Here is a 20,014-nt window from a genome sequence, read left to right on the forward strand (position 1 = left end):
ATAATTACTCTCCATGCAGATGTTGACTTTATTTACAGTAAGTTAAGTTTCTTTAATTAACTTAACTATGAATATACTGACATAAGCATTTTGTGAGACGCAAGTAGTTATTAATAGTCAATCCACTTGGTAAAAACCATCATCGAAAAACACTAAATTATTTATCTCAAGAGAATTTGAAGATTTGTGTAAGAAATGTTATAAAAGTTTAATTAAATACCAAAACTTCACATAATCTTTAATAAAAGCACCCCAAACTTCACATAATCTTTATAAAAGCATATTTATGGACTATAAATTTTTCTCAATATCCATTTGCACGCATTTCTTAAATTAATACTTGCGTTTAAATCGCGGTCAATAGATATGCCACACTCAGGAAATCAAAAGTTCTTAAATGCAACAGCATATCCTGAATATGACCACAGTTATACCAAATTCAAAAAAGATAGCTATCGTGTTTGATTTTGGCGATCGCTCTGAGCATACTCGTATTCTCCCGGGAATTGTAGTCAATATTATTGTTTAATCATCAAATAAATTTGGGTAAAACTACTGAGCTTGCAAATCCTATCAAATAAATTTGGGTAAAACTACTGATATTGCAAATCATAAAGTTCTGTAGTATACTTGCTGAAATGTAAAACTCAAGGAAAATGGATAATGAACCAACCCTTAGAATCTAATGTTTCTCGCAGTGAGATTACTGTTAATCGCCGTTCCCGAACAAACCTATTGAATTTAAACAGCTCTAATTCACTAGTTCAAGTGGTTTTAGATACTTGTTCTGATTGTGGGCAAGACCCCTGCGAGTGCTAGAGTCATGTGCTAAATACTACTTTTTTTTATCTGGGTACATCTATCTATAAAAAAATTTAAGGACTTACCCACGCATACGAAATTATACACCACTTGTAGGGGTTAACGGCCGTTAACCCCTATTATGTTTGGTTGTTATGTGTAAGTCCTGTATAGTTTCCAGTGGAAAGTTATGGTGGTAAAGTTTGGATGGGTTGTCGCTACACAAAACATTTCCAAGAAGAGGGAAAGACTATTGTAGAAATGAGGCGTTTCGGGGCTGAAAAATTTACTGTTATAGCAATGAGCGCTGGTATATTTACAAATTGTAGGAAAGGGCAAATAGCTAAAAGTATTATATTACCGGCAATTTATTCCCCCAGATGAGCTGTTGCTTTCCGGAGCTGTTGCCTGCGCACAGCGCTATAGCACAGGAGTTGTCAAGTTATCAAGGGATAGCTTTGATGCCACTGAATAAAGCTACAACATATCCTAAATAGATTTCTCAGAAAAAAAATTGTAGGAACATTCTATGGCATATCCCTACAATGGTTGCTCGAAAAGACTGGTATAATTTCTGAAAAATTCTATTTGCGCTTTAACATTGAACTAGCACCCATAGCACCAAATGCTAATAAACCTAAAATTGAAGCAGGTTCAGGAGTTGATTTTGGTGTAGGGTTGAAAGTAAAGTCATCAATACCGATCGCTACTTGATTTACATCTTGAATCTCAAATCGCACAATACCTAGACCGGATATGGATAAAGTCTGTGCTGTTATGTCTGTAAAAGTGTCAGAAGCAACAAGGTTGTCAAAGTCATCGAAACCTAGAAGAGTTACAGTCTCAGTATCACCACTCGCATTATCTCCTGCAAAGACTGAAACAAAATCAACTGCTTCTGTGAAGAAACCGCTAATATCCCCGAATAAGGGTTCAGTACCTATAGCAACGTTTATTCCAGATTTAATAGGTGCAGCTGGATGTCCTTGAAAAATTTTTAGGTCTTGATCGAAAACAACACCTAAATCACTAAAAGTATCACCGGAGATAGTTTCAAAGTGGCTAAATCCCTCAAAATCAAGAGTTACTGCTTTAGCTGAGTTATTCCCTATGAAAATAGGAGCTAAAATAGCAAGAGAAGCTAAACTTTTTACGGTCGTAGACCGTAAAAAGTTGATTGCATTTTTTTTGTTTACTTGACTAATCATGATAATTACTCTCCATGCAGATGTTGACTTTATTTACAGTAAGTTAAGTTTCTTTAATTAACTTAACTATGAATATACTGACATAAGCATTTTGTGAGACGCAAGTAGTTATTAATAGTCAATCCACTTGGTAAAAACCATCATCGAAAAACACTAAATTATTTATCTCAAGAGAATTTGAAGATTTGTGTAAGAAATGTTATAAAAGTTTAATTAAATACCAAAACTTCACATAATCTTTAATAAAAGCACCCCAAACTTCACATAATCTTTATAAAAGCATATTTATGGACTATAAATTTTTCTCAATATCCATAATTTATGTTTCAATAATGGATAATGGATAATTAATAATTACCTATCCCTAAAAAGAAGAGGATTGAATAAAAGGAAAATTTTTTCTCTCTTGGTCGATTGGATATGACGAGGTCTCCTCGCCATCCCACCCTACGGGAAGCTGCGCTAACGACCGCTTGTTTCTCCTTTAAAGGAGAGGCTTTAAACCTTAATTATTCGGTAAATTTTAAGAAGGGGACAGTTTTTGAGGATGGGCAAGTATCGTACCATTTCTCAAAAACTTTTCTATATTTTCTATAGTTGAAGTGTTGCCTAAGTATAGTATGACTTTTGGTAATCCCTTCCGGAGTACTGCGCAAAACCTGTCTGTCGCTTCGGACGAAAATACCTTGTAATGTGTAAGTCCTACAAAATATTTTCTCAAATATTTCTATGAGTAAATCAGAAATTATGAACAGTAAAAATGAATTTAATGTGGTAGTTATTGGAGCAGGTCCGGCAGGTTGTCAATGTGCTAGAAGTTTGGCAAAATTGGGACGCAAAGTTTTATTAGTTGAACAACACGAAACATTTAATAAAAATGACTTTTCCAGTGCGGCAACTCCTCAAGAAACTCTCGATAAATTTGACTTACCAGAAACAGTAGTCGGTAGTTATTGGCAGAAAATTAGTATTGTGACAACTAATGTTAATCATACCTGGGCGTCACCAAAAATATTAGGATCAGTTTTAAATTTTGCCAAACTTAGAGAATTTTTGGCGGGAGAGGTGGAAAGTTATGGCGGTAAAGTTTGGATGGGTTGTCGCTACACAAAACATTTTCAAGAAGAGGGAAAGACTATTGTAGAAATGAAACGTTTCGGGGGTGAAAAATTTACTGTTAGTACAGAAGTTTTGGTTGATGCAACCGGACCAGCAAGGGCAGTAATGTATGATAAAAAAAGCAGGCAACCTCAATTTTTAACGGCTGCGGGAATTGAATATTTAATTGAAGTTGAAGGAAGAGAATATGAGAAATATGCTAAGGATTTGATTTTTTTCTTAGGTCATAAATGGATGCCGAAAGGTTATTCATGGATATTTCCTATGGAGGCAGAAAAGCACAGATTAAAAATAGGTGTGGCGCGGTTTAATCTAGAACATAAACAAATAGTTGAAACCAAATCTATGAGATGGTATCTAGAACTATTGATTCAAGATTATATGAAACTTGAGGAGTATGAATTAATTGATTCTCATGGTTCAACTGTTAGATATTCTGTGGGATTAAAGGATATTTATTATCAAGATAATATTATTGCTATTGGTGATGCTGTATCTACTATTAATATGTTGGGTGGGGAAGGAATTAGACATGGTATGGATAATGCAGAAATAGCTAGTAAGTATATAGAAAAATATCTTGATAAACGTTTATCTAGTTTTCGTTCTTATCAAAAAGAAATGCAGAGACGATATGCTATAAAATGGAACATTTCTGAACAAATGGGGCGCAGAAGATATATGCAAGATAGTGATGAGTTGATTGATAAAGGAGTGAATTATTTAAAATCTTTGACAGTAGAGGATATGATGAATATTTTATTTGCATACAATTTTCAAAAGTTGTATAAAGGATTGGGTAAGTACATACAACGCAAGGTAAAATTAGGATGGCAACAAATGCAAGCATTCAGCGGTCAGCTATCAGCTATCAGCTATGAGTTATTAACTCATTATTTTGGCAAGAAGAATTAGTCTCGAAGAAGGATAGACCTCTGTAGGGAAGTAGGGGATTAGAGGAGTAGGGGAGTAGGGGAGATTAAATATTGAAGTATAAACAGATATTATATAACCAGATTCTATGTGCAATTAACCGGATTTGATATTACGCAAATTAACTTTTAGGCATTGCATAATTGCGGGATGATTTTGTCACCAGAGCACAAACCATAATCCCCCTGTCTCCCTTTCTCCCTGTCTCATATAGAATCCGGTTATACAGTATATGTTTATAATTCTATCCACACTTTCGGATCCTTCAATCTCTCGACCTCCCCTTCTCCCCACACTCCCCACCCTCCCCACACTTCCCACCCCCAAACATAAGATAAGTATTCAACCGGATTTTATATCAGTGGAGCGCCAAAATCATCCTAGTATTCAGCAACGCCACTTTTAGGTGGTGGTGCATTGTAATGGTCGTGCATTGCATTATTTTTGTTAGGAGGTACGGCAGTGGGAGCATCTTGCTCCCGTGCCAACCATTCTTTGTTACTTGTATAATTACTATGCAGGAATACCAACTCTTTAAGCACCATTTGTAGGGGGAAATAGTATTTTTTATCACTATATGTAGAGTCTCTGCTTAAGTCCTGTCAAAAAAAATCTATCGATCGCTGACCGCTGACTACTTCTTTAAAATGACTATGATTATTAGGTTGCGCTGTCGCTTAACCCAACCTACTATATTGATTATCTGAATTTGATATTATCTATGATATATGGGGAAAAATTATGATGTCTAAAAATACAGAAGTTAATCCTATTATCTGGCAAAATGACCGTGTTTTATTAATCGACCAAACTTGCCTACCAGGAGAATATAAAACTGTAGAAATTAATAACTCTACAGAGATGGCAAGAGCTATTAAAACAATGATAGTTCGTGGGGCACCAGCTATTGGTGTATCAGCAGCTTATGGAATGTATTTAGGGGCGAAAGAAATTTCTATAACTGATAGAAATGAGTTCTTAAAACACTTAGAAGAAGTGGCTGTAATGTTACGACAAACTCGCCCAACTGCTGTTAATTTATTTTGGGCAATTGAGCGAATGTTAAAAGTAGCAAATGAAACGAATAGCTCTGTAGAAGAAATTAAAACGACTTTATTAGAAACTGCTAAAAATATTCAAGCAGAAAATTTACAAACTTGTAAAAATATTGGCGATCGCGGAGTTAAAGTTTTACCGACTTCTCCAGGAAAATTAAACATTTTAACTCACTGTAATGCTGGTGCTTTGGCGGGTACTGCAGTCTTAAATGTTATTGGATCGGCATGGCGAGGGGGTAGACTAGGGAAAGTCTATGCGGATGAAACTCGTCCCCGTCTCCAAGGTGCAAAACTCACGACTTGGGAATGCGTGCAAGAAGGTATTCCTGTAACCTTAATAAGTGATAACATGGCTGCTCACTGTATGAAACAAGGTTTAATTCATGCTGTAGTAGTTGGAGCTGATAGAATTGCTGCTAACGGAGATACTGCTAATAAAATTGGTACTTATAGTTTAGCGATCGTTGCTAAAGCACATAATATTCCTTTTTTTGTGGCAGCACCTCTATCAACAATAGATTTTAAAATATCTGATGGTAGTCAAATACCAATTGAAGAGAGAGATGCGGTGGAAATATATCAAATAGGAGAAACGCGCATTTGTCCAGAAGGGGTAGAATTTTATAATCCTGCATTTGATGTTACCCCTGCAGAATTAATTGCAGGAATTATGACAGAATATGGTACAGTTGCGCCAGGAGATTTAAAACAGTTTCAGGAATAATCACCTGGGTGTGGGGAGTCAGTCCAGTAGTGGACTGTTTCATCTAAAATAGTGCAATAGAATACCAGCCAAAAGTTACTATTGGACTGACAAGCGATCGCTCTTCAACAGACAACCAAAAACAGGCGATCGCTCTTCAATCAAGATAAAAAATAGGTGTTGGCGGAGCAAGTGCGACAGCTACATCACTATTGAATTGACGGTGACAACACAATGTAGTGGATTGTTTCACCTAAAATAGTGCATTAGCTTTTTTCGTCACCCCATCCCCCCATCACCCCATCACCCCATTTTCTATTGCAACATTTTAGTTGAAACAGTCCAGTAGGGTGTGTTAGCGGTAGCGTAATATCATGTCTGGATAATTAGTGATCAAAAAACTTTCTCCTTTTCCTCCTCTTTATTCTTTCTTCTTTCTTCTTTCTTCCCTCCTGAATCCTGACTCCTGAGGACTCCGTCATTTATTTATACAGCGGTTTTCATTTGGGTAGACCACAGTAGGGACGTTCCATGGAACGTCCCTACAAGGTTTTGCTTGTGAAGATGTGGTTCATCAATTTGAAAAGCGCTGTAAGTATTCAACCGGACATGATATAACGCACCACATCCTATATCTATTGTCAGTCATATCATGTCCGGATAATTAGTGATAAAAAAAACTCTCTCCTTCAACTCCAGTTATTCTTCTTCCTTCTTCCTTCTTCTTTCTTCCCTCCTGACCCCTGACTCCTGACTCCTGAGGACTCCGTAGTTATTTATTTATCACTGTTCAACCGGACATGATATCAGTCCTATCTGTATTAGGATGAAGTAATTTTGCAATTACTCTATAATATTATGTGCGGATAATCTGCGATAGAACTCCGTTCCGCTTACGCAAACCCAAAAACCTTATCCCTTTGAACCAATATTTCCTTCTGTCTTCGTTCCTTTTATTCACAACGCCAAATTTTTACAGTATTGTCACTACTTCCACTCACAATTGTATTATCATAGCCGCTAATTGCCACAGAATTTACATCCTTAGAATGCCCGTTTAAAGTCTTAATAACTTCTCCAGTTTCCATCTGCCAAATCTTAATAGTTTTATCTGCACTGCCACTAATTATTGTTTTTTTATCCAAACAAATTACAGACCTAACCCAATCAGAATGCCCAGTAATTGTTTTGATTAATTTACCTGTTTCTACAGACCATAATTTAATTGTTTTGTCGCTACTACCACTGACTAAAACTTTACCATCAGGACTAAAAGCAATTGTATTAATATCTCTAGTATGTCCGATTAATTTATCTATAAGATTACCTGTTTCTACTTCCCATAATTTAATCACATTGTCACTACTACCACTAGCAAGAATTTTACCATCTGGGCTAAAAGCAACTACATTAATGCCACGAGAATTTTTGATGCTGTACAAAAGTTGACAAGTTTCTTGATGCCAAATTTTAATAGTCCGGTCATCACTTCCACTGGCAATAAAATCTCCATTTGGGCTAAATACTACTGGCATTGAAACAATAGAATCAGAATGTCTGGATAAACTACAACTGATAGTTCCTGTAGCTAAATCCCAAATATTAATAATTCCACCGACATTACCAATAGCTAGGATATTACTTTTAGGATTAAAAGCAATTGATAAAACTATATTAGAAGTTATAAAAGAGTCTAATAATTCTCCTGTAGATAATTTCCACAATTTAATAGTTCGGTCAAAACTACCACTAGCAATCATTTGATTATCTGGGCTAATAGCAACTGATGAAACTGAGCTTAAATGACCGGAAATAGTTTGAGGTTTTCCCCAAGAATAAAGATGTAATCCTGGTACATAATTTGTATCTTTGAGAGAAATTTTTGGGAATGAAAATTGGAGAAAAGATGGTGTGGGTGGGGGTGGTAATTTCCCATGATTTAAATCTTTTAAGACATCTTTAGCAGACTTATAACGTTTGTTTGTACCTTCAGAAATTAATTTATTGAGAATATTTCCCAATTCTTTGCTAATCGGATTATCAATTAAATAATCTCGCCATACCCATTTATTTTCCCCAGTATCAAATAGTTTAAATGGAGAAATATTGGTTAGTAAATTGATGCAGGTTACGCCTAAACTGTATAGGTCACTGGCAAAATTTGCTCTACCTTTGAGTTGTTCTGGGGCTACATATTCGGGAGTACATAATATTGTGCCTGGTTTAAATATTGGAGTTCCAGTCAACTGTTTTGCTACATCAAAATCTACTAATACAAATTGACCTTTTATTCCAGCTTGATAAGCAGAATTTGATGGTAAACGACGAATTATATTTTCAGGTTTAATATCTTGATGAATAATTTTGTGGGAGTGAATAAATTCTAGCACTGGCAGAAGACTATTTAATAGTTCTCGAATTTGATATTCGGAAAATATTCCTTCTGTTTCTAAAACTTGAGCTAAATTTTTTCCAGGTATAAATTCTTGGACTAAATATTGACAATAATCATCGTGTAAATTGGCTAATAATTCAGCTATTTGAGGATGTGTTCCTAAAGTATCTAGTTTTCCTGCTTCTTCTTCAAACAAAGCGATCGCTCTTTTTATATCTACTTCATTTTGTGAGATAAAATAAAATTGTTTAATTACACATGGTGGTTTAGAAGGTTTATCTTGATCTACTGCTAAATAAGTTTTACTTAAGCCTCCTTGACCAATCATTTTAATTGCTCGATAGCGGTCTTTTAGAAGTAACATAGAACCACAGGTTAAACAGATTCTCGTTTCTGGTGGAGAATTAGGATTTTTGCAATTTTCTTTAAGGCAGTAATTCATATTTTTTCTACTCTCCTAACGATAAAATTTAGTCAGCACACCCCATAATTTAGTTCTAATCCAAAAGTATTATACTTTACTGTATAAATACTCTTTCTTCTAGACTCCTAAAAAGGGTAAGCATTTCCTGCGGAATACTGCGTAAACAGCTATTAGCAGTCAGCTATTCCTTTGGAATGCTGCGCAAACAGCAATTAGTAATGAATAATTACTTCTAAGGTTTAGTCCGGGGACTTTGGTCATAACTTTTATTCTTTCTCAATTTCTTTTACCTTCCCCATAATTAATAGCTAATAGCTGACGGCTGAATGCTTACTAAAAAGGTGCTTTAGAGGAGCTTAATTGACATAATAATAATTTTTGACTTTTGATTTTTGACTTTTAACTTAAAAAAGGTGCTTTATAAGAGTTTAATTGACATAATAATAATTTTTGACTTTTGACTTTTGACTTTTAACTTAAAAAAGGTGCTTTATAAGAGTTTAATTGACATAATAATAATTTTTGACTTTTGACTTTTGACTTTTAACTTTTAACTTAAAAAAGGTGCTTTAGAAGAGTTTAATTGACATAATAATAATTTTTGACTTTTGACTTTTGACTTTTAACTTAAAAAAGGTGCTTTAGAAGAGTTTAATTGACATAATCAGGATTTACGCACGGACACTAAATCTAGTGAGGGCGTTTTGCTCCGCAACATATAAAGCGGAGCTTGACGTTAGTCAATGCCATTCGCCCCTACATATGAGGTTTTAAAGGTTAATTTGCGTAAGTCCTAATAATAATAATTTTTAACTTTTAACTTTTAACTTTTAATTTTTGACTTTTGACTTTTGACTTTTGACTTTATTACTGTTGCCAAATTTTAATTGTATTATCACTACTACCACTAGCTAAACTCTTTCCGTCCTGGGAAAAAGTAACAGAATTAACATATTTTGAATGACCTTCTAAATTGGCTATTTGCTGACCTGTTTCCCAATACCAAATCTTAATAGTTTCATCTTCACTACCACTAGCAATAATATCTCCTTGAGGACTAAAAGCTATGGCACAAATATCTCTTGAATGTCCCTCCAAAGTCTTTAATATTTCACCTTTATCTATTTGCCAAATTTTAATATTTCGATCGCGACCACCACTAACTAAAGTTTTACCATCATAGCTAAAAGCAACTGCATAAATATAATGTATCCCCTGATAATAGTTGCATAGAGTCTGAACAGCATTACCTAAATTTAGATCCCATAATTTAATCGTATTATCTTCACTGCCACTCGCCAAAATTTTCCCATCAGGACTAAAAGCGATCGCACGCACTGGTTGTAAATGTCCAGTCAAAGTCATTATCACTTTCCCATAGTTAGGATCGTAAATATCGTCCCCAAGTCGCCAAATTTTAATATTGTTATCCTTACTTGCGCTAGCCAAAATTTTGCCATCGGGACTGAAGGCGATCGCCATTACTCCCTTAGAATGACCAAAATATTCTCCCAGACTCCAGTCACCAAGAATACAAAGAAGTTTCCCTGTTTTAACTTCCCAAAGTCTAATAGTTTTGTCTTCACTCCCACTAGCTAAAATTTTGCCATCCCGACTAAAAGCAACAGAGTTTACATAACCAGAATGTCCAAACATAGTCAATATTTCTCTACCACTATCTACTTGCCACAACTTAACAGTTTCATCCTCACTCCCACTTGCCACAATATTGTCATCAGGACTAAAAGCAACGGAGCAAACCCATTTTTGATGACCTATGAGAGTATGTAGACATTTCCAAGTTTGAGTCGGTAGGGGTTCAGGTGTAACCTCCGGAGTTTGGATAGCAGTTTTATCTTGAATACGAGTCAAGTTGACTTGAGTATTAGCATTTAAAGTTTTGATGACTTCATAAACAGACTGATAGCGACGGTTAATCGCATTTTCCACCAGTTTATCTAAAACATAACCCAACTGTTCGCTCACAGAATTACTCTTTAAATAACGTCGCCACACCCAAGTACCTTCACCCACATCAAATAACTCAAATGGGGAAATGTTGGTCAAAAGATGTAAGCAAGTTACCCCCAAACTATATAAGTCACTCGCAAATACTGCTTTGCCTCGGTTTTGTTCGGGGGGAGTATATTCCGGAGTGCCAATAGTAGTACCTGTTTTCAACAGTGCTGTACCGAGAGCATATTTGGCAGCACCAAAATCTACTAATACTAATTGACTGTCATTGTTTTGACGACGAATAATATTGTCTGGTTTGATGTCGCGGTGAATAACATTGTGAGAGTGGATAAATTGCAGGACTGGCAGTAAATTTTTGAGTAAAGCTTTAATTTTCTCTTCATTGTAAGGCCCTTCGACTGCCAGAGCTTGGCCTAAATTTTGTCCGTCGATGAATTCTTGCACTAAGTATTGTCGCCCATCCTGGATGAAGTGGGCCATTAATTCGGGGATTTGGGAATGTCTGCCCAATTCGTCTAATCTTGTAGCTTCTTTTTCAAAGAGTTGGGCAGCTTTACTGATATTGTTTGTGCCTTGGGATGCTGGGAAAAATTGTTTAATTACACAATAGGGTTTGGAAGGTTTATCTTCGTCGATAGCTAAGAATGTTCTGCCAAAACCTCCTTGTCCAATGAGGTTAAGGGGACGATAGCGGTCTTTGAGTAGTAGTTTTGAGCCACAGTTTTGACAGTATATGTTCCAGTCTGGGTTTTGGGGAATTTGACAGTTGGGGTTGAGGCAATGACTCATGCCGATATTTTTAGCTAAGGATAGTATAGCGCTACGCGCAAGTTAAAATTCAAAAGTCAAAAGTCAGAAGTAATCTCTGACTAACTTTGAGCATTTATAAATGTCCTAACCTATTTGCGTAGTGCTATATTGATTATATTTTGCTTAGGAATTTTTGACTAAATTTGATTTAGTGGGGTTGAGCAATTTATTGTCATTTTTTAAGAATAGGCAAGATAAATTTTGAGAGTTTTTTATTAAATATATTGTTGTTTTTGTCAGTATTGGTTTAAGTTAAGCATAAATTAATTTTTCTTGTTTTTTGTGTGGAGTAGCATTCGCGATCGCTTTTTTAGAAGGAAGATTGAAGGAATAAGGAAGTCAGAAAGCTGGTTGAGAAGCAAATGAGTGAATATTTTTTCAAGGGAATGTTTTTAGTTGCTATAGAGATGACTTATCAGTTTAAAACTTTTGCAAAAATTAGCTTACTTAAAATTACTAGATTTCTAAACGTAATTCTATAAGAGGTACTAACACCATTCCTTTCCAAAGCTTTTTGAATGATATTCCCTTTTTTGTAATTAGATCATATGCTGTTGTTTCTGTATCTTTGTTGCTATATATTAGTCGAAGCAAATATCTACCTGCTTTGAGATTGTCAAAAATCCAAGACCCTCCATCTCCAGCAGCTATTTTAAGTTTAAATTGGTCATTTTTTTTCCACAATAATTTGGCATGAGGAAAGAAAGTAATACTTTTTCCTGGCAATGCTAAAAGTAGATCTGATACTAATATACTTTTCAAAAAATTGCTGGTGTAATACTCCTGCACTATTTGCCAATTTGGGGCGATAAGTTGAGGAATTAGTGTGTTGTAAAAATTAAAATAAAAGTTAGTATTACTTTTGTTTGTCATACGAATACCAATTTTTACTGATGTTTATACACCAGATTTTTTCTCTGGTAAGGTTAATACTGTTCCTGGCAGTGTAGTTTCAAAGCGGATACCATCTACTTCTATTGTTTTATCATTTGGTTTAGGGAGTTCAACCAAGGGTAGATTTAAACAAGAAGTTGTTAAGCGATCGCCTTTTATTTGTTTGGCATTTCTTCCCTGTAAAGTTTCTTTTTCAGGCTGAGGTTTGATTTTACTGCTTGAATAATATATGAATCTGAGTTGATAATTTTCCGGTTTTAGACCATCAAAAAATGAGCTATTCAAAGCTTGATATCTATTAGTTAACAACTGTAACTGTAGTAAATCTTTTTTCCAACAAATATTAGCAGTAATGGAGATGAATGTTGCTCTTTTGGGACTCACCCAGGAAATACTTCTTTTGGTAAAATGATCGATTAAATTTGAAATAAAATAGGCTACTTTATTGACTAAGTTATTTCCTTGATAGGGTCTGTTCGCTTCATTTTCTCGATTATCAGTAGTTAATTCTCTTTCTAAAAATTTACCATCGGGTGCCATTAGTTCTGCAATAATGATTTTATTGGGATGAATTTTCCAAGGTTTTGCTGTCTGATTAGTCAACTTCAGCCATAATCGAAAAGAAATATTTGCCAGTGGGGTTCTTTCTGGAATGGGTAATACTATTAAACTTGGTTCCCATATTTCTAAGAGTATGCTATTTGCTTCATTTTTAAAGCTAATACCATTAACTTCGATAAAATCACTTTCATTCATAAAGCATAATTTTTTTTATTTCCTCCTCAAAAATTACATATAGCAATCCCCATACTGGTGAGGTACAAAATTTTATCTTTGAGGGAACATAAAACAGGGAATAAAAAGACAAAAGAATAACTCTATCTCACTAATTTGAGAAACGCTATATATATTGATTGTCTAAAAACAGATTAACTCAACTGCACAACAACTTGCTCATTTAATAAAATTTCATTAGTTAATAAATCCTCTACTGTTATTCTGAGAAATCTAGATTCATCCACCCAAAACAAAACCTTAATTCGATCGCTTCCAGGATTTCCGGGAGGATTTAATTGAGCAATATTACGACCTCCTTCTTTATCATTTAAAGGCTGTACTGAAGTTTCCTCTCCTGATATTTTTCTAGTAATTAAGCGATCGCCATCGAAATAAACTTCTGTGCCGCCAGACTCAGCACCCAATTCTCCCAAAATTAATTCAATACTTGGTTGACTATTGACCGAAGCACCCAAAACCAACTCTACAGGATTACCCATTGGATATGGTTGACCAGATTTAATCAAAGGATGCCAACTATGAACATTTTTCCTTCTATCCCAATAGCGAATACCATAACTGTGATACAAAAAATCCTTAACCTCAACCCCTTGAGTTAATTGTAATGCTCCCTGAGAAATTGCTTCAAAAGGTTTTTCACAACGAATTCTTGCAGCATCAAAATATTCTTTTACCCACCTCTGTACTGCTGGAATTTGTACCGTACCTCCCACCAACAAAACAGCATCAATTTCTGATAACTCTATTCCTTGTCTTTTTGCCTGTAGTAAAACCTGATTCATCGATTCATCAAGACTGGTAAAAAATCCATTTTTCTTGATAATTTCCTCAAAGCCATCTCGCCCTAATTCCAATTCATAACTTTCTAAACTTTCATCATCAAAAAAAACTTCTGTTGCCTGCTGTTGTAAAGACAATTGAATCTTCAACTTTTCTGCCAAACGAGTAGTTAAAGGAGTCTTTTCAATACCCTGATTTTCCACAAAATAATCTACCAACCAATTATCAATATCCGAACCACCTAAATTTTGTCCCGCCTTTGCCAAAACCCTCGCCGTTTTTACCCTTTGATTTGAACTTTTACCAAACGACTTTTCACCCCATTTCAGAATAAAACCCAAAGGTTGTTTTTGTATCGAATTATCCAACCTTACCAAAGATAAATCTAAAGTTCCCCCACCAAAATCAACCACTAATAAAATTTCTGCCTCTTTCATTCCATAACCCAAAGCTGCGGCAGTAGGTTCATCAATCATTCTTACTTGTTCAACTTCTAAAGACTGACAAACTTCCCCCAACCAATTACGATAAGCCTCAAAACTATCAACTGGAACAGTAAAAATTAAAGATTCTACAGGCAAAGGAACATTCCGAATACCAGCTACAACTTCTTCTAAAAATAATTTTCCTACCTGTTCAAAAGAAACTATTTGACCATCAAGCTCAGGCAAAAATCCTTTAATATCTGAGCCAATACCCCGCTTAAAGTTCCGAAAGAAGCGAGAATCTGTATTTACATCGTAACCCCTATCTCTAACTTGCTGACCTATTACTACCTTATTTTCAGCAGCATTCTCTACATAAACCAAACTCGGAATTAGAGGTGGATTTTGTCCAGAAATAATTGACAAACCTGGTAATTTAACAATTTCAGGCTGTTGAGTTGTTTGATTCCAACGGGAAATTACCGTATTACTTGTTCCGAAATCTATAGCTATAGTCATTTAGTTATCTAATTAAATATCTAATATTTTCAGCAATTATATTGGTTGACAAAGAGAAACTTGACATGATACTATAATCATAATGGAAAAGGTGCGCTCATATATACTCAAATTAATTGGACTAAAATATACACTATTTATCGAACAAAATACCAAAAATTATTCAGAACATAGGGAGTAGGGAGTAACTTACCGAATAATTAATAATTAAATAATTCAGCTTTATTAGCCACCCCTTAGCTGCGCTGCGAGCTGTAGCTCTACAAGGGGAAAAAAAGAAATAAAATTCCCTTATATTTATATTAAATTCTGTAATGGTTTAAACCTGATGTAATTATCCATTATCCATTAATGAAAAGGATAGACTTAGGGTGAAAGTAGACTTAGAAGCACAAATGTCTCCTAGCTTCAAATAATAAACAATTAAAAAATTTAGTTATCGCTTCAACCAAGCATTTAATCCAGCAATGATAGTCACTTTTTTCTCCCAAGTCTTCCCAGTTCTCCTTGTCTTGTAAAAACTAGAAAGTAAAAAACCTACTCTTGACAGGTAGGGAGTAAATAGGTAGGCATAAATAAACGTTAAAACAAAAAATCTGAAAAAGAACCCAGGAACAACTTATCAGTGGGTTATCAGTATTTTGAATCTTCATTGCTATTTTACGGATAATTAGGGTTTGCTGAAAAAGTCTTATGGGCGAGGGTAGGAGACAGGAGACAACCCACCCCTCGCCCCTCCCCATCCCAGGAGGGGAAGACAGGAGAAAAGGTTCGGGAGCAAGAAGGTAGGAGCTAAGTTTTGTCCTTTGATTTTTCTGCCCAACTATGAGCCTAAAATACTAGCTTTTTGAGCATGAAGAGCTGAAAACCAGGCACTTTTTTCGACTCCAAAAAGACACTTACCTTTATCTGTAAATACTTTTATATTTAATCAGCAAGCCCTAATTAAACTCATCTAACTTAGAAAGAAAGAATTAAAGCTAGTTGACAAGCAAAAACTTGACATGATATTGTATGTATAATGGAGAAGGTGCGCTCATATATACTCAAATTGATTAGGCCAAAAACACCATATTTCTCAGGTAAAGGAAAGTCTGATAACTAAAAAAATCATGCAGTCTGGAAAAATCCTGAGAAACCACTACAAAATTATCGACTCTCTCGGAAGTGGAGGATTTGGAGATACCTACTTAGCAGAAGACTTAGACTTACCAGGAAAACCGAAATGTGTCCTTAAGCATCTTAAACCTAAAGGAAGCAAAAGAAGGGATTTACCTTTTCTGCAAAAATTCATCCCTTGGTTGAGCAACAATAAAAGTTCAGACCCAGAAGTTTTAGCTATTGCCCAAAAATTATTTGAGAGAGAAGCAAAGACTCTCTACAAATTAGGCAAAGACTCAGACCGAATACCAAAATTATTTGCACATTTTCAGGAAGGAACAGAATTTTACCTAGTACAAGAATATATAGAAGGGCACGATATTAGTAGAGAACTTACGTCGGGGAGAAAATTAAGCGAGTCTTATACCATTGCCTTACTCATAGGAATATTAGAAGCATTAGCAGTAGCTCATCAAAATAATATTATTCATCGAGACATTAAGCCACAAAATTTGATGCGTCGTAAGTCGGATAACAAAATAGTATTGATAGATTTTGGGGCAGTAAAAGAAATAAGTGTATTAACTAGAACTAACCAACCAGGAACAACTACTTTAACTGTAGCAGTCGGAACACCTGGGTATATGCCAAGCGAACAAAGTAATGGGAAACCAAAATTGAGTAGCGATATTTATGCAGTGGGAATGGTAGGAATAAAAGCACTAACAGGAAAAGAACCAAAAAACTTACCAACAGACTCAAAGACAGGAAATATTATCTGGCGAAATGAAGCACAAGTGAGTGACGACCTGGAAAATATATTAGATAGGATGGTGCGGGAATATTTTTCATAGCGTTATGAAAATGCCATGAAAGTATTAGAAGTATTAAAAGTATTAAATTTTCAAACTCCACCACCCCCTCCACCAGAACCAACACCAGAACCAACACCAGAACCAACACCAGTCCCCCCACCTATTCAAACAGAAACAGTAGTAGCAAAACCCCAACCCCAACCTAATAAAACGAATAAAACTAGAAGACAAATATTGATATTAGGAGGTTTGGCAGGAAGTGGGTTTGTCGCAGCAATATTAAGTAGAGGTTTTGGGAATAAACCATCTCCAGAAAATGTTTCTACTTCCCAACCAACTTCAGAACCAACACCAGAAAATATTTATCCCCCCGAACCAACAAGAGAAACTCCCCCTCCACTATTAATATTAGGAGGTTTGGCAGTAGGTGGGTTTGTCGCAGCAATATTAACTAAATATTTGTGGAGTAAAACACCTCTAGAAAATATTTCTACTTCCCAACCAACTTCAGAACCAATACCAGAATCTCCCCCTCAACCACAACCCACACCAAAACCTACCCCTCCACCACAACCAAAATTTCCCATTCAGACATTTACTACCATCACAGTTAACAGGAGAGGAGAAATAATAAGTCGCCGTAAAGGTAAAGCAGAAGTAATCACAGAAAATCTCGGTAATGGAGTCTCCCTAGAAATGGTAAAAATTCCTGGAGGTAGATTTCTCATGGGGTCTCCAGAGACAGAAGCAGAAAGAGATGATAGTGAAAGTCCGCAACATTATGTAGATGTGCCAGAATTTTTCATCGGAAAGTATCCAGTCACTCAAGCACAATGGCAAGCAGTTATGGGAAATAATCCTTCTTCTTTTAAAGGAGCAAACCGTCCTGTAGAAAATGTAAGTTGGAACGACGCGACAGAATTTTGTCAGAAACTCTCACTTAGAACAGGTAAAAAATATAGTTTACCCAGTGAGAGTCAGTGGGAATATGCTTGTCGAGCTAGAACTTCCACACCATTTCATTTTGGCGAAACTATAACGTCTGAGTTAGTTAACTATTTTGGCAACTATCCTTACGGCGATGCACCTAAAGGAAAATATCGTAAAGAAACAACAGAAGTGGGAATTTTTCCACCCAATAATTTTGGTTTGTACGATATGCACGGTAATGTTTGGGAATGGTGTCACGATGTTTGGCACAGTAACTATGAAGGAGCGCCTACTAATGGTAGTGCTTGGGAAACTGGAGGAGATAGTCGTAGAAGACTGCTCCGTGGTGGTTGCTGGTACAACGATTCTTGGTATTGCCGGTGTGCCAGGCGCGACTATGACTATGCCGACGTCCTCAGCTACTATAGGGGTTTTCGGATCGTCTCGTCTTCTCCGGTGGTTTCTGCCTTTCGTTCCTAGGAATCTTCCCCTTTATTCTTTTCCTCTTTTCCCCTTTTCTCTCTTTTTCTTTTTTCTTTCCTCCCGCGAAGCAGGTCAAATTTTTTTTTAAGAGCGGGACAAGTCAGGGCAAGACAGGGATTTTGTTACCGAGAAATTAAGGTAAGGTATAAAGCCTCTCCATTCATGGGAGAAAGAAAAAAAAAATTCCTTGAGCGCTAATCCTTCTATTACAGAAGAGGTAATTATTCATTATTGTAAGGATGCAGGGATGATAAAATCTGCATTTTGTGGAGCTACAAGATGCCGAAAAGACTTTCCCCCTTGCGTTGAGAAAAAATTTCTGATACAATTTATTCATTGGGGCTTGTTCGCCCCTACACATGACTTTTTATTCAACACAAAAAATACCCCACAACTGAATGAGTCATATCGAAGTTTTAAATCTTCCCTCTTTAAATCTCTGTATTTTTGATCCTCATTCCTTAAGTTTAGCGATCGCCTAATTCAATATAATCCTGACAAATTCAGCATTACCCAAATCCCAAACAACCGTGAAAAAGTCAGAGTAAGACAAGGATTTTGCCACAGATGCACAGATAAGAAGATTTGCATTGTGTGAAGCTACCAAAAAAATCCGCAAGGATATTCCCCTTGCCAGCAGAAAAAATTTCTGATACAATTTAGTTATTGGGGGTTGTTTGCCTTTACGCATGACTTTTTATTCAACACAAAAAATACTCCACAACTGAATGAGTCATATCTAAGTTTGAAATCTTCACTCTTTAACTTCTGTATTTTTGATCCTCATTCCTTAAGTTTAGCGATCGCCTGATTCATAGAATCCTGACAAATTCAGCATTGCCTAAATCCCAAACAACCGTGAAAAAGTCAGAGTAAGACAAGGATTTTGCCACAGATGCACGGATAAGAAAGCTTGCATTGTGTGAAGCTACCAAAAAAATCCGCAAGGATATTCCCCTTGCCAGCAGAAAAAATTTCTGATACGATTTAGTCATTGGGGGTCGTTCGGCTATAAGCATGACTTTTTGTTCAACACAAAAAATACCCCACAACTGAATGAGTCATATCCGAGTTTGAAATCTTCCCTCTTTAATCTCTGTATTTTTTATCCTCATTCCTTAACAGTAGCGATCGCCTGAATCAATAGAATCTTGACAACTTCCGCATTGCCTAAATCCCAAACAACTGTCAGATAAGTCAGAGCTAGACTTGGATTGCCACTGATGCAGAAACAATGAATCTAAATCTGCATTCTGTGAAGCTACTAAAAAAATCGGCGAGAAAAGGAATTTCCCCTTGCATCGGCAAAAAATTTCTGATATGATTTAGTCATGGGGTGTCGTTCGCCCCTGCACATGACTTTTTGTTCAACACAAGAAATAGCCCACAACAGAATAAGTCATTTCAAATTTTTCAACCTTTGCCCTTTAAATTCTGTATCTTATTAAATCCTCATCCTTGACCTTAGCGATCGCTATCTGAAAAGTTTTAATTATCAATCTCAGTTTCTAATTTTAAAATTTTCAACTTTGTCATCAATCTCTGACAAAAAACATCAAAAAAAACCTAAATTAGCCAACAGAATTTCAATAGTTTCAGCCTTTTTGCGATAAAATCAAGAAATTATAATCAAAGGGTAATTATTACCCAATGGAAATTTTCAGCCCAAAACCCTAATTATTTCGTTCTTTAAGTAAGCGATCGCCTAAAATTGATTCAACGATGATGAACTAATTTTTGTCAGTTACTCTCATAGTAGTTTGACGTATTTATAAATATATGGTAAGCAAAAAAAATCAATGAAATAGACCGAGAATAAGAACAATAATCCTCTTATCCAC

At 35.7% G+C, this 20,014-nt stretch carries 9 protein-coding genes and 1 pseudogene; 3 read left to right on the forward strand and 7 right to left on the reverse strand.

The window, feature by feature from the left end:
- Positions 1 to 1,385: 1,385 nt before the first annotated feature.
- A complete protein-coding gene (locus F6K23_RS11900; protein ID WP_293155110.1) occupies positions 1,386 to 2,009 on the reverse strand; it encodes a PEP-CTERM sorting domain-containing protein in 624 nt (207 codons plus the stop codon).
- A gap of 729 nt (positions 2,010 to 2,738) precedes the next feature.
- Here F6K23_RS11900 and F6K23_RS11905 point away from each other — a divergent pair.
- The gene (locus tag F6K23_RS11905; protein WP_293155113.1) at positions 2,739 to 4,043 is read left to right on the forward strand and encodes an NAD(P)/FAD-dependent oxidoreductase; all 1,305 of its coding nucleotides are present in this window, start codon (positions 2,739 to 2,741) and stop codon (positions 4,041 to 4,043) included.
- A 398-nt stretch (positions 4,044 to 4,441) separates the two neighbouring features.
- Here F6K23_RS11905 and F6K23_RS11910 read toward each other — a convergent pair whose 3' ends face one another.
- Positions 4,442 to 4,591 carry a hypothetical protein gene (locus F6K23_RS11910; protein WP_293155115.1) on the reverse strand — a complete coding sequence of 50 codons (150 nt, stop codon included), beginning with the start codon at positions 4,589 to 4,591 and terminating at the stop codon, positions 4,442 to 4,444.
- A 211-nt stretch (positions 4,592 to 4,802) separates the two neighbouring features.
- Here F6K23_RS11910 and mtnA point away from each other — a divergent pair, with 211 nt between their 5' ends.
- Complete coding sequence (mtnA, locus tag F6K23_RS11915; RefSeq protein WP_293155118.1) at positions 4,803 to 5,843, forward strand: S-methyl-5-thioribose-1-phosphate isomerase; 1,041 nt, start codon at positions 4,803 to 4,805, stop codon at positions 5,841 to 5,843.
- 932 nt (positions 5,844 to 6,775) lie between these two features.
- On the opposite strand, the gene F6K23_RS11920 is transcribed toward mtnA, so the two are convergent.
- The 5 genes from F6K23_RS11920 to F6K23_RS11940 all read right to left on the reverse strand — a co-directional run bounded on the left by F6K23_RS11920 (position 6,776) and on the right by F6K23_RS11940 (position 14,844).
- Positions 6,776 to 8,659 carry a serine/threonine-protein kinase gene (locus F6K23_RS11920; protein ID WP_293155121.1) on the reverse strand — a complete coding sequence of 628 codons (1,884 nt, stop codon included), beginning with the start codon at positions 8,657 to 8,659 and terminating at the stop codon, positions 6,776 to 6,778.
- 849 nt (positions 8,660 to 9,508) lie between these two features.
- Positions 9,509 to 11,407, reverse strand: a complete 1,899-nt coding sequence (locus F6K23_RS11925; protein WP_293155124.1) for a serine/threonine-protein kinase — start codon at positions 11,405 to 11,407, stop codon at positions 9,509 to 9,511.
- A gap of 477 nt (positions 11,408 to 11,884) precedes the next feature.
- On the reverse strand, positions 11,885 to 12,301 hold the full coding sequence (locus tag F6K23_RS11930) for a hypothetical protein (RefSeq protein WP_293155127.1): 417 nt from the start codon (positions 12,299 to 12,301) through the stop codon (positions 11,885 to 11,887).
- Between the two features lie 24 nt (positions 12,302 to 12,325).
- Positions 12,326 to 13,078, reverse strand: a complete 753-nt coding sequence (locus F6K23_RS11935; RefSeq protein ID WP_293155130.1) for a hypothetical protein — start codon at positions 13,076 to 13,078, stop codon at positions 12,326 to 12,328.
- A gap of 173 nt (positions 13,079 to 13,251) precedes the next feature.
- Entirely contained in the window at positions 13,252 to 14,844 is a 1,593-nt protein-coding gene (locus F6K23_RS11940; RefSeq protein ID WP_293155133.1) for an Hsp70 family protein, read from the reverse strand.
- 1,112 nt (positions 14,845 to 15,956) lie between these two features.
- Here F6K23_RS11940 and F6K23_RS41755 point away from each other — a divergent pair.
- Positions 15,957 to 18,170, forward strand: a pseudogene (locus tag F6K23_RS41755) (SUMF1/EgtB/PvdO family nonheme iron enzyme).
- The last annotated feature ends 1,844 nt before the right edge of the window (positions 18,171 to 20,014 follow it).

The organism is Okeania sp. SIO2C9 (assembly GCF_010672455.1).
Lineage (GTDB): Bacteria > Cyanobacteriota > Cyanobacteriia > Cyanobacteriales > Microcoleaceae > Okeania.

Coding starts and splice junctions, on each gene's coding strand:
- F6K23_RS11935 (WP_293155130.1), bottom strand. CDS start 13,078: ATGAATGAAAGTGATTTTATCGAAGTTAATGGTATTAGCTTTAAAAAT.
- F6K23_RS11905 (WP_293155113.1), top strand. CDS start 2,739: ATGAGTAAATCAGAAATTATGAACAGTAAAAATGAATTTAATGTGGTA.
- F6K23_RS11940 (WP_293155133.1), bottom strand. CDS start 14,844: ATGACTATAGCTATAGATTTCGGAACAAGTAATACGGTAATTTCCCGT.
- F6K23_RS11930 (WP_293155127.1), bottom strand. CDS start 12,301: ATGACAAACAAAAGTAATACTAACTTTTATTTTAATTTTTACAACACA.
- F6K23_RS11920 (WP_293155121.1), bottom strand. CDS start 8,659: ATGAATTACTGCCTTAAAGAAAATTGCAAAAATCCTAATTCTCCACCA.
- F6K23_RS11900 (WP_293155110.1), bottom strand. CDS start 2,009: ATGATTAGTCAAGTAAACAAAAAAAATGCAATCAACTTTTTACGGTCT.
- mtnA (WP_293155118.1), top strand. CDS start 4,803: ATGATGTCTAAAAATACAGAAGTTAATCCTATTATCTGGCAAAATGAC.
- F6K23_RS11925 (WP_293155124.1), bottom strand. CDS start 11,407: ATGAGTCATTGCCTCAACCCCAACTGTCAAATTCCCCAAAACCCAGAC.